At 70.5% G+C, this 13,068-nt stretch carries 14 protein-coding genes; 6 read left to right on the forward strand and 8 right to left on the reverse strand.

Annotated elements, in window-relative coordinates; all coding sequences use genetic code 11:
* Positions 1-81 precede the first annotated feature (81 nt).
* The gene (gene nucS / locus CCZ36_RS24995; RefSeq protein ID WP_006127607.1) at positions 82-753 is read right to left on the reverse strand and encodes an endonuclease NucS; all 672 of its coding nucleotides are present in this window, start codon (positions 751-753) and stop codon (positions 82-84) included.
* 396 nt (positions 754-1,149) lie between these two features.
* Between nucS and CCZ36_RS25000 the strand changes: the two genes are divergently transcribed.
* The 4 genes from CCZ36_RS25000 to CCZ36_RS25015 all read left to right on the forward strand — a co-directional run bounded on the left by CCZ36_RS25000 (position 1,150) and on the right by CCZ36_RS25015 (position 4,171).
* Entirely contained in the window at positions 1,150-1,362 is a 213-nt protein-coding gene (locus CCZ36_RS25000) for an MbtH family protein (protein WP_069737020.1), read from the forward strand.
* Between the two features lie 322 nt (positions 1,363-1,684).
* Positions 1,685-2,353, forward strand: a complete 669-nt coding sequence (locus tag CCZ36_RS25005; protein ID WP_443069818.1) for a DedA family protein — start codon at positions 1,685-1,687, stop codon at positions 2,351-2,353.
* Between the two features lie 40 nt (positions 2,354-2,393).
* Entirely contained in the window at positions 2,394-3,353 is a 960-nt protein-coding gene (locus tag CCZ36_RS25010; RefSeq protein WP_069737018.1) for an ABC transporter ATP-binding protein, read from the forward strand.
* Positions 3,350-4,171, forward strand: a complete 822-nt coding sequence (locus CCZ36_RS25015; RefSeq protein ID WP_069737017.1) for an ABC transporter permease subunit — start codon at positions 3,350-3,352, stop codon at positions 4,169-4,171. Before CCZ36_RS25010 ends, CCZ36_RS25015 begins: the two co-directional genes overlap by 4 nt.
* A gap of 97 nt (positions 4,172-4,268) precedes the next feature.
* On the opposite strand, the gene CCZ36_RS25020 is transcribed toward CCZ36_RS25015, so the two are convergent.
* Together CCZ36_RS25020 and CCZ36_RS25025 are read right to left on the reverse strand one after the other, a co-directional pair.
* Complete coding sequence (locus CCZ36_RS25020; RefSeq protein ID WP_128818608.1) at positions 4,269-4,925, reverse strand: response regulator transcription factor; 657 nt, start codon at positions 4,923-4,925, stop codon at positions 4,269-4,271.
* A gap of 68 nt (positions 4,926-4,993) precedes the next feature.
* Positions 4,994-6,496: a sensor histidine kinase gene (locus tag CCZ36_RS25025; RefSeq protein WP_164873544.1), complete on the reverse strand. Its 1,503-nt coding sequence runs from the start codon at positions 6,494-6,496 to the stop codon at positions 4,994-4,996.
* 437 nt (positions 6,497-6,933) lie between these two features.
* On the opposite strand from CCZ36_RS25025, the gene CCZ36_RS25030 reads away from it, so the two are divergent.
* Positions 6,934-7,326 carry an SCO5389 family protein gene (locus tag CCZ36_RS25030; protein WP_006127608.1) on the forward strand — a complete coding sequence of 131 codons (393 nt, stop codon included), beginning with the start codon at positions 6,934-6,936 and terminating at the stop codon, positions 7,324-7,326.
* 143 nt (positions 7,327-7,469) lie between these two features.
* Here CCZ36_RS25030 and CCZ36_RS25035 read toward each other — a convergent pair whose 3' ends face one another.
* The gene (locus CCZ36_RS25035; RefSeq protein WP_069737010.1) at positions 7,470-8,519 is read right to left on the reverse strand and encodes an LLM class flavin-dependent oxidoreductase; all 1,050 of its coding nucleotides are present in this window, start codon (positions 8,517-8,519) and stop codon (positions 7,470-7,472) included.
* A gap of 212 nt (positions 8,520-8,731) precedes the next feature.
* On the opposite strand from CCZ36_RS25035, the gene CCZ36_RS25040 reads away from it, so the two are divergent.
* A complete protein-coding gene (locus CCZ36_RS25040; RefSeq protein WP_069742937.1) occupies positions 8,732-9,061 on the forward strand; it encodes an ATP/GTP-binding protein in 330 nt (109 codons plus the stop codon).
* Positions 9,062-9,072: 11 nt separating this feature from the next.
* Here CCZ36_RS25040 and CCZ36_RS25045 read toward each other — a convergent pair whose 3' ends face one another.
* From CCZ36_RS25045 to CCZ36_RS25060, 4 genes are all read right to left on the reverse strand, one after another.
* Positions 9,073-9,924, reverse strand: coding sequence for an ABC transporter permease subunit (locus tag CCZ36_RS25045; RefSeq protein WP_128818610.1), 852 nt, complete (start codon positions 9,922-9,924; stop codon positions 9,073-9,075).
* Positions 9,921-11,108 carry an ABC transporter ATP-binding protein gene (locus CCZ36_RS25050; RefSeq protein ID WP_128818611.1) on the reverse strand — a complete coding sequence of 396 codons (1,188 nt, stop codon included), beginning with the start codon at positions 11,106-11,108 and terminating at the stop codon, positions 9,921-9,923. The genes CCZ36_RS25045 and CCZ36_RS25050 overlap by 4 nt, the downstream gene beginning before the upstream one ends.
* 139 nt (positions 11,109-11,247) lie before the next feature.
* The gene (locus CCZ36_RS25055; protein WP_069737036.1) at positions 11,248-12,027 is read right to left on the reverse strand and encodes an ABC transporter permease subunit; all 780 of its coding nucleotides are present in this window, start codon (positions 12,025-12,027) and stop codon (positions 11,248-11,250) included.
* Positions 12,028-12,032: 5 nt separating this feature from the next.
* Positions 12,033-13,028, reverse strand: coding sequence for an ABC transporter ATP-binding protein (locus CCZ36_RS25060; RefSeq protein ID WP_069742940.1), 996 nt, complete (start codon positions 13,026-13,028; stop codon positions 12,033-12,035).
* Positions 13,029-13,068 lie beyond the last annotated feature (40 nt).

Below are 13,068 nucleotides of genomic sequence, written 5' to 3' on the forward strand. Positions count from 1 at the left end.
CGGTCGGCCGGACGGCGAAGAGCCGGGTGGTTCACGCGAAAGCGTGAACCACCCGGCTCTTCGCCGAGAGGCGGCGGACGGTCAGAACAGCCGCAGCTTGTCGTCCTCGATGCCCCGCATCGCGTCGTAGTCCAGGACCAGACAGCCGATGCCGCGGTCCGTCGCCAGCACCCGGGCCTGCGGCTTGATCTCCTGAGCCGCGAAGACACCGCGCACCGGCGCCAGGTGCGGGTCGCGGTTCAGCAGCTCCAGATAGCGGGTCAGCTGCTCCACCCCGTCGATGTCACCGCGCCGCTTCAGCTCCACGGCCACCGTCTGCCCGTTCGCGTCCCGGCACAGGATGTCCACCGGGCCGATCGCGGTGGGGTACTCACGGCGGATCAGGGTGTGTCCCTCACCGAGGATCTCGATCCGGTCCGCGAGCAGCTCCTGGAGGTGTGCTTCCACGCCGTCCTTGATGAGCCCCGGGTCGACGCCCAGCTCGTAGGACGAGTCGTGGAGGACTTCCTCCATCGTGATGATCAGCTTCTCGCCCGCCTTGTTCACCACCGTCCAGACGCCTTCCTCACCGTCGACGCCCTCCTTGAGGGTGCACGGCGGGGACATCCAGTTGAGCGGTTTGTACGCCCGGTCGTCGGCGTGGATGGAGACACTTCCGTCCGCCTTCACCAGGATCAGTCGGGGGGCGGAGGGCAGGTGGGCTGTGAGCCGGCCCGCGTAGTCCACGGAGCAACGGGCGATGACGAGACGGATGGCACTTGCCCTTCTCTACAGCAGCGGAACTGCGTGTTTCGGGTGCGGCCGAGGAGAGGCCGTGGGGCGCGAGTGGGATACGAGGCGTATGGCGTTCGCCTCGTACCCCACGGGCTTCGACAGGGCCGACAGTCTACGGGGGAAACGGAACCGTAGCTCTTCGGCCCCCCACCTGCCGCCGAGACGCGCGCCGCGTTCACCGCCGACCGGTTGGCCGATCTCCTGTCCGTGGACGCCTGGGCGGACCATGTCGGCGGCCCTGTCACCACGGTCGACGTCGCCTGTGAGCACGGAGAGATGCTGACCGACGATCAGGCGGTGGAACGTATAGGAGTTTCCCTAGCACGCGCGCTGTAAAGTCATATGAACAGGGAATCGGGAGAAGGGGCGTTATCGATGAGCACCAATCCTTTTGAGGACGAGGACGGCACTTATCTCGTCCTGGTGAATGACGAGGCGCAGTATTCGCTGTGGCCGTCGTTCGCGGAGGTGCCCGCCGGCTGGTCGGTGGCTCTTCAGGAGACCGACCGGAAGTCGGCGCTCGACTTCGTCAACGAGAACTGGACGGACATGCGTCCCAAGAGCCTGGTGGAGGCGATGGGGGGCTGACCCCTCACGCTGACCACCCACCCGACCGCCCCGCCGGACCCGTCCGGCGGGGCGGTCGCGCGTGCGGCGGCCCGGGCTGCGGCGGCCCGGGGCACGACCGTACGGGCGGAGCCCGGCGCGACCGGACGAAAGTCGTGCCGATCGGGTCGGAAGGCAGGACGAAAGTGGGTGCGCCCCGGGCCGATCGCGCGTTGTGCCGGACCGGCAGCGCTCCGTAGGCTCGACGAGCGAAAGGGCGGGCCGAACGGTTCCGGCCCGCGAGAAGTCCCCCCTCCTTTTCCCCGAGCACATCGCCGTCTGCGCCTCTCTTCCGGGAGTCATCTTGTCTGCCACGATCCTTGTCGGCACAGAAGCCGAAGTCGGCGGACTGACAGGCTGGTTCGTCGACCTGATGGAGTCGATCGGCGGTCCCGGGGCCGGCCTCGCCATCTTCGTGGAGAACGTCTTCCCCCCACTGCCCAGCGAGCTCTTCCTCCCCCTGGCCGGATTCACCGCGGCCCAGGGCAAGATGTCCCTGCTCTCGGCGCTGGTGTGGACCACGCTGGGATCGGTGCTGGGGGCCATCCTGCTCTACTACATCGGAGCCACGATCGGCCGCGAGCGGATTCGGGCCATCGCCGGGAAACTTCCTCTCGTCAACGTCTCGGATCTGGACAAGACCGAGGCCTGGTTCGCCAAGCACGGCACGAAGGCGGTCTTCCTGGGCCGGATGCTGCCGATCTTCCGGAGCCTGATCTCGGTACCCGCGGGTATCGAGCGGATGCCCATCGTCACCTTCACCGTGCTCACCACCCTGGGCAGCGCGATCTGGAACACCGCCCTGGTGATGGCGGGCTACAAGCTCGGCGACAACTGGCACCGCGTGGAGGACTACGCCGGAGTGATGCAGAAGTTCGTCATCGCCGGTGTGCTGATCTTCCTCGTCTGGTTCGTCTGGACCCGGGTGCAGCGCCGTCGCCGCTCGAAGAACAGCGGTGCGCACGCGCGCTGACCCGTTCCCCCGCCCCACCCGGCCCCTCCCAGGAGAGTTCATGATCACGCTTCGGCGCCTGACGAAGCAGTACGGTGACAAAAAGGTGGTCGACGGTCTCACCTTCGACGTGCCCGAGGCCAAGGTGACCGGCTTCCTCGGCCCCAACGGCGCCGGCAAGTCCACCACCATGCGGGTCATCCTGGGGCTCGACCGGCCCACCCAGGGCGAGGCCCTGATCGGCGGCAAGGCGTACGCGGACCTGGAGCACCCGCTCCGGCACGTGGGCGCCCTGCTGGACGCCAAGGCGCTGCACCCGGCCAGGACCGCCCGTAAACACCTGCTCGCCATGGCGCGCAGCAACGGCTTTCCGGCCGGAAGAGTGGACGAGGTGCTCGACACGGTCGGCCTCACCTCGGCCGCCGACAAGCGGATGGGGGCGTTCTCGCTCGGCATGGGCCAGCGTCTCGGCATCGCCGGAGCACTGCTCGGGGACCCGGAACTGCTGATCTTCGACGAGCCGGTCAACGGCCTCGACCCCGACGGTGTCCGCTGGATCCGCGGACTGATGCGCTCGCTCGCACAGGAGGGGCGGACGGTCTTCGTCTCCAGTCATCTGATGAGCGAGATGCAGCTGACCGCCGACCATCTGATAGTGATCGCCCGCGGGCGCATGATCATGGACGCTCCGACCGAGGAGGTCATCGCCGGCAGCACGTTCGGCGTCGTCAAGGTCCGGGTCCCCGACCCGCACCAGATGCACACCTTCGCCAACGGCCTGGTCGCGGACCGGATCGGCGTCCGCCAGACCGGCCCGGAACACCTCACGCTCTCCGGCGCCGGCATCGAACGGATCGGTGACATCGCCCACCACCTGGGCATCAGGCTGCACGAACTGACCGCCCCCGAACCATCGTTGGAGGAGGCGTTCATGGAACTGACCAACGAGGGCGTCGAATACCGCGCTCCGGGCACCCGCTCGGAAGCACCGCGGAACGCCCAGCCCGGAGGGGGTCGATGATGGCCGACACGATGCAGCTTCGTCCCAGGGCCGCCGGCCGTGCCGGAGCCCCCCGCGGCGGTCGCTTCAAGGGCGCGGTGGCCTCGGAGTGGACCAAGCTCTGGTCCCTGCGCTCCACCTGGCTCACCCTGGTCGCGGCGGTGGCCATGCAGGCCGTGTACGTCTTCTTCACCAGCGCCTCGATCGCCTCCCAGAACGAGAGCGGCCGCGCCGACGCCATGCAGTCCTCGGCACCGGAGTCGGCCGTGGACGCGGTCTTCGTCTCCCAGCTGGCCGTGATCACCCTGGCCGTGCTGGTCATCGCGAGCGAGTACGCCACCGGCAGCATCCGCTCCACCCTCCAGTGGGTTCCGGTGCGCTCCCGGATGCTCCTGGCCAAATGCGCGGTCGTGGGCCCGGTGCTCCTGGCGACTGGGGTCGTGATGGGCGCGGTGGGCGTCGCCGTCGCCGACGTCGTGCTCGGTGAGTACGGCACGGAGTACGGCACCGGGAACGCGGTGCGGGCGATCGTGGGCATCGGACTGGTGATGGCGCTGTGCGGGATGCTGACCATCGGCCTCGGAGCGGTGCTGCGCAGCGTGGCCAGCACCATGGCCGTCGCCTTCGTCCTGCTGCTGATCGTGCCGATGATCCTCCAGATGAGCAAGGTCCCGGTGCTGGAGAAGGCCGTCGACTACCTGCCGAGCATGGCGGGGCAGCGCTTCATGCTCGGCGACGGCGAGCACTACCCGGACTGGCTGGGCCTCGGCATCCTCGCCGGGTGGACGGTGGCCCTGCTGGCCGCCGGATATCTGGTCCTTCGCGAGCGCGACGCCTGACCGGCCCCCTGAACCGCCAGGGCCTCCCCCGTCCCTGGCACCCGGCACCCCCGTCCCGGCGTCTCCGGAACGGGGGTGCCACCCCGTTCGGGGCGCGTCACTGCCGTACGAGGCCCGCCTCGTACCCGATGATCGCCGCCTGCACCCGGTTCTTGACGCCCAGACGGGTCAGCAGCGTGCTCACGTAGCTCTTGATCGTGCCCTCCGCCAGGTGCATCCGGTCGGCCAGTTCGGCGTTCGAGAGACCCGCGGCCAGCAGGCCGAGGATGGTGCGCTCGCGATCGGACAGCGCCCCCGTCAGCTCGCGCGCGGTCGCCTCCCGGCTCATCCGACGTGCCCCCAGCCCGGCGATGACCCGCTTGGCCACCTTCGGAGAGAGGTACGCCGCACCGTCGGCCACCGCCCGGACCCCGTCGATGAGCTCACGCGGGCTGCTGGCCTTCAGCATGAAACCGAGCGCGCCCTCGTTGAGCGCGCCGGCGATGTAGTCGTCCTCCAGGAACGTGGTCAGCACGATCAGCGCCGTGTCCGGTGAAGCGGCCCGGATGGCGGACATGGCGCCGAGGCCGTCGAGCCGCGGCATCTGCACGTCCAGCAGGGCGACGTCCGGGCGGTGCTGCCGGATCAGCTCGATGGCCTCGAGACCGTCCTCCGCTTCGGCGACCACCTCGATGTCCGCCGCGGAGGTGAGGATCGACCGCAACCCCGCCCGGACCAGGCCCTCGTCGTCGGCGAGTACCACCCGCACCACCATGTGCCGCTCCTCCCGCTGCCGCCCCGCGCCCGTTTCGTGATCATCCTAGGGCCTGGCGTCCCGCCCGTTCAGTCGTCGCTGGGGGAGAACGCGCTACGGCTCACCAGCCGGCCGTCGGCGAAGCACAGCCGGTAGATGTCGGCGGGGGCGAACATGTCCGTGGTCGAGCGGTAGTAGCGGCAGGTCGAACCGGCGGGCGGATCGGTCTCCGAGACGTTCCGCCGGCCCTGGCGGTACTCGTAGGCGGGCAGCGCCTGTTCGACCGTAGTCTGCTCCTGACCGACCCGGAGCTCCTCGAAGTCGGTCGGCTTCAGCACCGAGTGGAGCGTCTGGTAGACGAGCACGACGCTCGCCACCACCGCGATCAGCACCCCGGTGGTGAGGGCGCTCACCGTGAACACCAGGCCGTACCGTGCCCGGCTGCGGGCCTTGCGCAACTCACGTTCGGCCACCGGAAGCGGCCCGGCGGCGGTGGACACGGCGACGCCGCCGCCACCGCCGGGCCCCTCGTGCGGCAGCACCGCGACCACCGCGAAGCCGCCGTCGGGGGTCGGGCCCGCCTCCAGACTGCCGCCCGCCAGCACCAGGCGCTCGTGCAGTCCTACCAGGCCGAAGCTGCCGCCGACCGCGGTCGGCGCCGGTCCGCCCGGCGCCGGGCCGTTGGTCACCCGGACCTCGGTCTCCTCCTCCCGGTGGGTGACCTCCACCCGGACCTCACTGTCCGGCGCGTGCTTCGCCGCGTTGGTCAGGGACTCCAGGACGACCCGCCGGGCGGCCAGGTCGGCGACCTTGGACAGGTCCGCCTCGCCCCGCCGGTGCAGCTCCACCCGCACCCCGGACGCCTGGGCCCGGTCCACGAGTTCGTCCATGTCCTGCCCGAGCGGCTCCTCCGCCGCGTTGTGCAGCATCCCGATGGTGTCGCGCAGGTTCTCGGCGGCGGCGGCCGCCGCTTCGCGCAACTGCACCACCGCCTCCCGGTGCTTCTCCGAGAGGTCCGTCTGCACCTCCAGCGCCCCCGCCTGGAGCGAGATCAGGGTGAGTTCGTGACCGAGCGAGTCGTGCATGTCCTGGGCGATCCGGGCACGCTCGCGCATCCGGGCCTGCTGGGAGAGCAGGTCCTGCTCCCGCTCCAGCTGCCGGGCATGCTGCCAGCCGCCCACGGTCAGCTCGTCGCGCAGCCGTACGTACCGACCCACGACCCAGGGAAAGACCATCACCAGCGGAAGCGCCGCGACCGTGGTGAACCAGCTCCACAGTTCGTCCAGCACTACCAGGTTGACCAGCGAGCCGACCGCCAGGACGGCCGCGAACGACAGGAGCGCCCAGCGAGGCGAGGACATCCGGCGCCCGGCCAGATAGCTCATCACCAGCAGCGTCACCGAGAGCCAGACGTTGAGGATGCTCAGAACGGCGGCAATCATCAGCGACAGCGGTGGGGAGGTGCGGCCCACGTGCACCGCGAGGTGGACCAGCAGTACCGCGCCGAGCAGTTCCCACCGGAACAGGCCGCTGTCCGCGCGGTCCAGGACCAGCGGGACGAGCGACGGCGTGAGCAGGAACGCGAGCAACACGTCACGGGGGACGGGCCGGTGGAGCAGGGGTAATCCGCCCTGCGTCCGGAGCCGGGCGGGTGACCGGAGGCTTGAGCTCACGCACGCGGAGATTACCAGCTGGCCCCGGGGGCACCGCAGTTGACGCCGCCCCGCATCCGGCAGGCCACTTCGCGTCAACCTGCGCATCCGGGCGCGGCAGCCCGTCCGGGGGCTCGACACGATTTCCCCATCCGTCGCCTCCCGTCACTCGGTGCACGCGGCACCGGGGCGGCGCGGGCTTGCCCCTCTTTGCGCCCCTTCGTTATTGGCCGGTTGTGTTCCCAATCTCCTGGTGCGGCCCCGACTACGCGCTTACCGTGGAAGCAGGAGGTCGCCGCCCGTGTACGCTGCGTCGTCGCCCCCCTTCCCTGCCCGTAAGGCCCCGGCCACTCTCCGGGGTCGCGAGAGGAGAACCCATGTCGCTCGACGTCTCACCGGCGCTGTTGGAACAGGCCGAGCGAGGCGAGGTCGACGAAGCCGACTTCGTCGACTGCGTCCGGACCTCCCTGCCCTTCGCATGGGAGATGATCAGCTCGCTGGTGGCACAGCTGAAGGTCGACGGCGGAGAGTTCGCCGACAACCAGACGCCGCCGCCGGACGAGCAGGCTCGTGGTCAGCTGCTGCGCGCGCTCGCGAGTGATGCGATACGCGGCGCGCTCCAGCGGCACTTCGGCGTGCGTCTCGCATTCCAGAACTGCCACCGCGTCGCGGTGTTCCCGCTGGACGCCTCGGTCGACGACCGACTGGCCAAGTTCACTTCGGTGAGGGGCCAGTTGCTCAACCAGTCGCCCGAACTACGGGACTGCTGAACGCTTCTGCTGCCGTTCCGGGCCGCGGGAGGTGCAACTGGCTCCGGGGCGGCAGCTCCCGTACCACCGCACCACATGTCCCACGCGAGGTCCTTGTCCATGCACAGGCGCAGCCCCGGGCACAGACAGAGGCGCAGCCCGGGTCAGGTGAGCAGCGGCAGCACGTCGGCGCCCAGCCGCCGCACGTTCTCCTCGGTCGCCGCGAGATCGCCCGACCCCTCCACCAGCAGCGCGAACCGCGTGATCCCGGTCCGCTCGGCGGTGGCCGCGAGCCGGTCCGCGGCCAGCCGCGCCGTGCCCACCGGGTGCAGCCCGCACAGCAGTTCCGTGTACGCGACCGGGTCCCGCATCACGCGATGCCTGCCGTCGACCGTGACATGGGCGTCGAGCCCCTGGCGCAACCAGCCCGGCATCGTCTTCACCAGCATCTCCGTGGCGTCCCCGGCACCGTCTGCGATCTGGGCCACCCCGGCGGACACATGCGCGGCCCCCTCCACCACCTCCGGCGGATGCCCGGCCTCCCGCGCGGCCGTACGCCACAGGGTGACCATCTCCGCCTTCTCCTCGTCACCGCAGTGCATGCCCAGCAGCATCGGCAGCGCCCGCGCCGCCGCGAGCCGCACACTCTTCGGCGAGGTGCACGCCACGACGACCTCCGGCCCCGCGCCACCCGGCCCCGCGTCCGCCGAGCCCGCCAGCAGCTCGTCGGCGCGCGGCACCACCGCCACCTCGCGGAAGCCGAACCGCTCGCCGCGCCCCGCGACGCGCGGCTCCCGCAGCCAGTCGAGCACCAGGTCCAGCGCCTCGGGGAAGCCGTTCTCGTACGCGTCGAGACCGCCCCCGAACACCTCCAGGTCCACCCAGGGTCCGCCCCGGCCCACCCCGAGCGAGAAGCGTCCGCCGCTGGTCAGATGCAGCAGCGCGGTCTGCTCGGCGAGCGCGACCGGGTGGTGGTTGGGCAGCACGCTGACCGCCGTGCCGACCCGGATTCTGCGGGTCCGGCCCAGCAGCAGCGCGGCCAGCGTCGTCGCCGACGGGCAGACCCCGTACGGCACGAAGTGGTGCTCGGCCAGCCAGACCGAGTCGAGCCCGCTCTCCTCCGCGGCCTCGGTGGACCGGACGGCCCGGTGCAGTGCCTCACCCGGCCCCTGGCCCGGGAACTGGGCTGCCAGAACGAACGTTCCGATGCGCATCGCCTATTGCCTCCTTGCGGCCGACGCGTTTCTCCCCCACCGGCAACAACGTCTGACACGTGCCAAAGGCACGGTCCGGGCGGAAGTTGTTGCGATTTTCCGCTAACTCACCCCACTGCCGGACCGGACCGGCGAGCTGACCGACGAATGCCCCGGACGGGACCGCCTAGGCTTGGTGGAACCCAGCCCGACCCGCTCCCGTGAGGTGTCCCGTGTCCCCGCGCCGCAACCGCCCCCGTGGCGGCGAGAGTCCCGACCACCGCCCCGGCACGGCGCCCGGCAGGTACGGCGGGGGAGGGGCCACCGAGAGCTGGCAGGGCGAGGAGTGGTCGGTGCGCCCGGTCAGCGGCGCGAGCGCCCAGGGCAAGCGGTACCGCTGCCCCGGCTGTGACCAGGAGATCCCCTCCGGGATCCCGCATCTGGTGGCCTGGCCGGAGTACGGCGGCATCGACGACCGCAGGCACTGGCACAAGGCCTGCTGGAACGCGAAGGACCGCCGCACCACCCGGGTGCAGCGGTCCCGGAACGCACCGCGTTACTGAAAGCCCCTGCCTCAGACGTCGCGCCGGTTCAGCAGGGCGAGTGCCCCGCCAAGCGCTACGGCGACCAGGCCCAGCATCACCACCAGCGGTTCCCAGGAGGACGGGCCGGAATTGGTCATCGTCGTGCCGTAGAGCGCGCTGAGCTGGTTGGGGATCGAGTACTCGATCAGAAGGCGCTGAGCGCTCCGCAGAGCATCGGCGAACATGAAGAGCGCGAGGACCAGCGGCAGCAGCACCACGCCGATCATGATGGTGATCGCGCCCGCCGAGTGCCGCACGATCGCGCCGACCCCGAGCGACAGCAGGCCGAGGCCCGCCATGTAGAGCCCGACGCCGACCGTCGCGAGCGCCCACCGACCTCCCGACGCGGCGACCGTGCCGTTCAGGATCAGGGTCTGGAGCACCGCGACCACCGCGGCGGTCACCGTCGTGATGACGAAGGTCAGCGAGAAGAAGACGATCGCCTTCGCCGCGAGCACCCGGGCCCGGCTCGGGCACGCCGTCAGCGTCGTGCGGATCATGCCGGTGCTGTACTCGGAGCCGATGGTCAGCACCCCGAGCGTGATCACGCAGAGCGAGCCCAGCAGCACCCCGAAGAAGCCGAGGGCCAGGGCCGGCTCGTTCGCCAGGCCGGCGTCGTTCGCCGCGAGCAGCAGCGCGGTGCCCACGCCGAGCGTCAGCATCAGCGTGACCATCACGCCGAGCGTCCAGACCGTGGCGCGCACGGAACGGAGCTTGGTCCACTCCGAGGCGATCGCGTCGCCCAGGGTGGCGGGCCGGATCGGGATCGGCGACTCGTAGCAGCCCGGGTGACCCGCCTCCGATCCCTGCCTGCGGTCCTGCGGGGTGGCCGGGGACGTCATCTCGGGTCCTTGCTGGTCTGCTCTCCGGCCGGGGCGGCGGAAGAGGGCTCGGCGGCCGGGGCGGGCTCGGCGAGGGGGGACGGCTCTGCGGCGGGGGAGGGGGCGGCGGGCGCGGGGGCCGGGGCCGGGCGTGGACCGGGCGGTGGCGGGGCGTACCAGCCTTCCTGCGGAACCGCCACCGGCTCGGGGGGCACGTCGGCGTGGCCGCCGAGCGGATTGCCGTACGCGTCCAGCGGCGGCGGCTCCGCGAGCCCCGCCTTGGCGTCGTCCGTCGAGCGGTAGTCCACCAGGCCCTGCGTGAGGCGCATGTAGGCCTCCTCCAGCGACGCCTGGTGCGGGGACAGCTCCCAGAGCCGTACGTCGCAGCCGTGCGCCAGGTCGCTGATCCTCGGCAGCGGCAGCCCGGTGACCCGCAGGGCCCCGCCCGGCTCCGACAGGACCCGGCCGCCCGCCTCGATGAGCGTGGCCGTCAGCTTCTGCCGGTCCTCGGGGCCGTCCTCGGGCACCCGGACCCGGGCGAAGTCGGCGGAGTTGGCGGAGATGAAGTCCGTGACGCTCATGTCGGAGAGCAGCCGACCGCGCCCGATCACGATCAGATGGTCGGCGGTGAGGGCCATCTCGCTCATCAGATGGGACGAGACGAAGACCGTACGCCCCTCGGCGGCCAGCATCTTCATCAGGTTGCGGACCCAGTGGATGCCCTCCGGGTCGAGGCCGTTGACCGGTTCGTCGAACAGCAGGACCTGCGGATCGCCGAGCAGCGCCGCGGCGATCCCGAGCCGCTGCCCCATCCCGAGCGAGAAACCGCTGGAGCGCCGTTTGGCGACGTCCTGGAGGCCGACGACGCCGAGCACCTCGTCGACCCGGGCCGCCGGGATACCGGCCAGCTGGGCCAGGGACAGCAAGTGGTTACGGGCCGTGCGGCCGCCGTGCACGCCCTTGGCGTCCAGCAGGGCGCCCACCTGGCGCGGCGCGTTCGGCAGGCTGCGGTACGGGTGGCCCCCGATGGTGGCGTGACCGGCGGTGGGGCGGTCCAGGCCGAGGATCATGCGCATCGTCGTGGACTTGCCCGACCCGTTGGGGCCGAGGAAGCCGGTGACGGCACCCGGCCGCACCTGGAAGGAAAGGTCGTCCACGGCCGTCTTCGCGCCGTAGCGCTTGGTCAGGCCGACTGCCTCGATCATGCTCCAGCCCCATCGACTCACTCTGTCGTTCGGGGCTCGGGCCGCCCGGCCGCACACCCCCGTAAGAGTTAGGAGGATAACCAGGCGCTGTCGGTTCCGGCCAAGTTGCGCACAGTGCGCGAGCGGGCGGTTACGGGCTCTACGCGTCCCGCCGCTTCAGGACCAGGAAGCCGCCGAGCACCGCCGCCAGCACCCAGAGCACCATGATCCCGAGCCCTCCCCAGGGCCCGTACGGGGCGGGCTCGGTGTTCAGCGCGTCCGGGACGACCTGCATGATCTTCGAACCGGCCTGGTCGGGGAAGTACCGGGCGACGTTCTTGGCCCCCGGCACCGCCGAGAGGATCTGCGAGACCAGGAAGAAGAACGGCATCAGGATGCCGAGCGACAGCATGGAGCTGCGCAGCATCGCCGCCACACCCATGGAGAAGATCGCGATCAGACCCATGTAGAGCCCGCCGCCGACGACCGCGCGCAGCACGTTGTCCGCCCCGATGCCGGTGCCCCGGTCGCCCAGCATGGCCTGGCTCAGGAAGAACGAGACGAAGCTGGTGAGCAGCCCCACGAGGAGGGCCAGCACACCTGCCACCGCGATCTTGCTGAAGAGGAACGTGGCGCGCTGGGGCACCGCCGCCAGCGAGGTGCGGATCATGCCGGAGCTGTACTCCGTGCCGACCACGAGCACCCCGAACACGACCATCGCGAGCTGACCGAGAACGGTCCCGGAGAAGCTGACGAAGGTCGGGTCGAACGTGGCCTGCTCGGCCTCGGAGAGGTCGTCGAACGTGGCGTTCAGCAGGGCGCTCAGGGCCGCGCCCATCACGACCGTGACGACGAACGCCGAGATGAGGGTCCAGGTGGTCGAGGAGACCGACCGGATCTTGGTCCATTCCGAGGTGAGAACCGCGGGTACCGAAGCCATGGTCGTCACGCCCCCTTGCCGTCGGTGCCGCCGGGCTTGTTCCAGTCCTCGCCCCAGCCGGCCCCCACCGCGGGGGGTTCGGCCGCCGGATCCCGCTCCGAGTGGGCGTGGTACTCCACCGAGCCGGCGGTCATCTGCATGAACGCCTCCTCCAGCGACGCCCGCTGGGAGCTCAGCTCGTGCAGCACCACCTGGTGCCGGGCCGCCAGCTCGCCCAGCTCCTCGGTCGTGGCGCCGTCGATCTCCAGGACGCCGCCCGCCGTCTCCACGGCCGTGAAGCCCTCCTGGTGCAGCACGTCACGCAGCCGTTCGTACTGCGGTGAGCGCAGCCGCGTATAACTGCGGGAGTTCTCCTGGATGAAGTCCGCCATCGAGGTGTCGGCGAGCAGCTTGCCCTGGCCGATCACGATCAAGTGGTCGGCGGTCAGCGCCATTTCGCTCATCAGGTGCGAGGAGACGAAGATGGTCCGGCCCTCCGACGCGAGCGCCTTCATCAGGTTGCGGATCCAGTGGATGCCCTCCGGGTCCAGTCCGTTGACCGGTTCGTCGAACATCAGGATCTCGGGGTCGCCCAGCAACGCGGAGGCGATACCGAGCCGCTGGCCCATGCCGAGGGAGAACCCCTTGGACTTCTTCTTCGCGACGGCGCTCAGACCGACCATGTCGAGCACCTCGTCGACCCGGCCGCTCGGGATGCGGTTGCTCTGCGCCAGGCACAGCAGGTTGTTGTACGCGCTGCGGCCGCCGTGCATCGCCTTGGCGTCGAGGAGCGCCCCGATGTACTTCAGCGGTTCCTGGAGGTCGCGGTAGTGCTTGCCGTCGATGCGCACCGTACCGCTGGTGGGGTTGTCGAGATCGAGCATCATCCGCATCGTGGTGGACTTGCCCGCCCCGTTGGGGCCGAGGAAGCCGGTCACGATGCCCGGCCTGACCTGAAACGACAGATGATCGACGGCGACCTTGCTGCCGAAACGTTTGGTGAGTCCCTCGAGCTCGATCATGCGCACACGCTAGAACGCCAGAGCGCCCGGCGCCACCACA

The organism is Streptomyces sp. S063 (assembly GCF_002832675.1).
Lineage (GTDB): Bacteria > Actinomycetota > Actinomycetes > Streptomycetales > Streptomycetaceae > Streptomyces > Streptomyces sindenensis.

Excerpts from the sequence above, each read along its gene's own strand:
- CCZ36_RS25000 (WP_069737020.1), top strand. The coding sequence starts at position 1,150 with ATGAGCACCAATCCTTTTGAGGACGAGGACGGCACTTATCTCGTCCTG.
- CCZ36_RS25010 (WP_069737018.1), top strand. The coding sequence starts at position 2,394 with ATGATCACGCTTCGGCGCCTGACGAAGCAGTACGGTGACAAAAAGGTG.
- CCZ36_RS25015 (WP_069737017.1), top strand. The coding sequence starts at position 3,350 with ATGATGGCCGACACGATGCAGCTTCGTCCCAGGGCCGCCGGCCGTGCC.
- CCZ36_RS25020 (WP_128818608.1), bottom strand. The coding sequence starts at position 4,925 with ATGGTGGTGCGGGTGGTACTCGCCGACGACGAGGGCCTGGTCCGGGCG.
- CCZ36_RS25030 (WP_006127608.1), top strand. The coding sequence starts at position 6,934 with ATGTCGCTCGACGTCTCACCGGCGCTGTTGGAACAGGCCGAGCGAGGC.
- CCZ36_RS25035 (WP_069737010.1), bottom strand. The coding sequence starts at position 8,519 with ATGCGCATCGGAACGTTCGTTCTGGCAGCCCAGTTCCCGGGCCAGGGG.
- CCZ36_RS25045 (WP_128818610.1), bottom strand. The coding sequence starts at position 9,924 with ATGACGTCCCCGGCCACCCCGCAGGACCGCAGGCAGGGATCGGAGGCG.
- CCZ36_RS25050 (WP_128818611.1), bottom strand. The coding sequence starts at position 11,108 with ATGATCGAGGCAGTCGGCCTGACCAAGCGCTACGGCGCGAAGACGGCC.
- CCZ36_RS25055 (WP_069737036.1), bottom strand. The coding sequence starts at position 12,027 with ATGGCTTCGGTACCCGCGGTTCTCACCTCGGAATGGACCAAGATCCGG.
- CCZ36_RS25060 (WP_069742940.1), bottom strand. The coding sequence starts at position 13,028 with ATGATCGAGCTCGAGGGACTCACCAAACGTTTCGGCAGCAAGGTCGCC.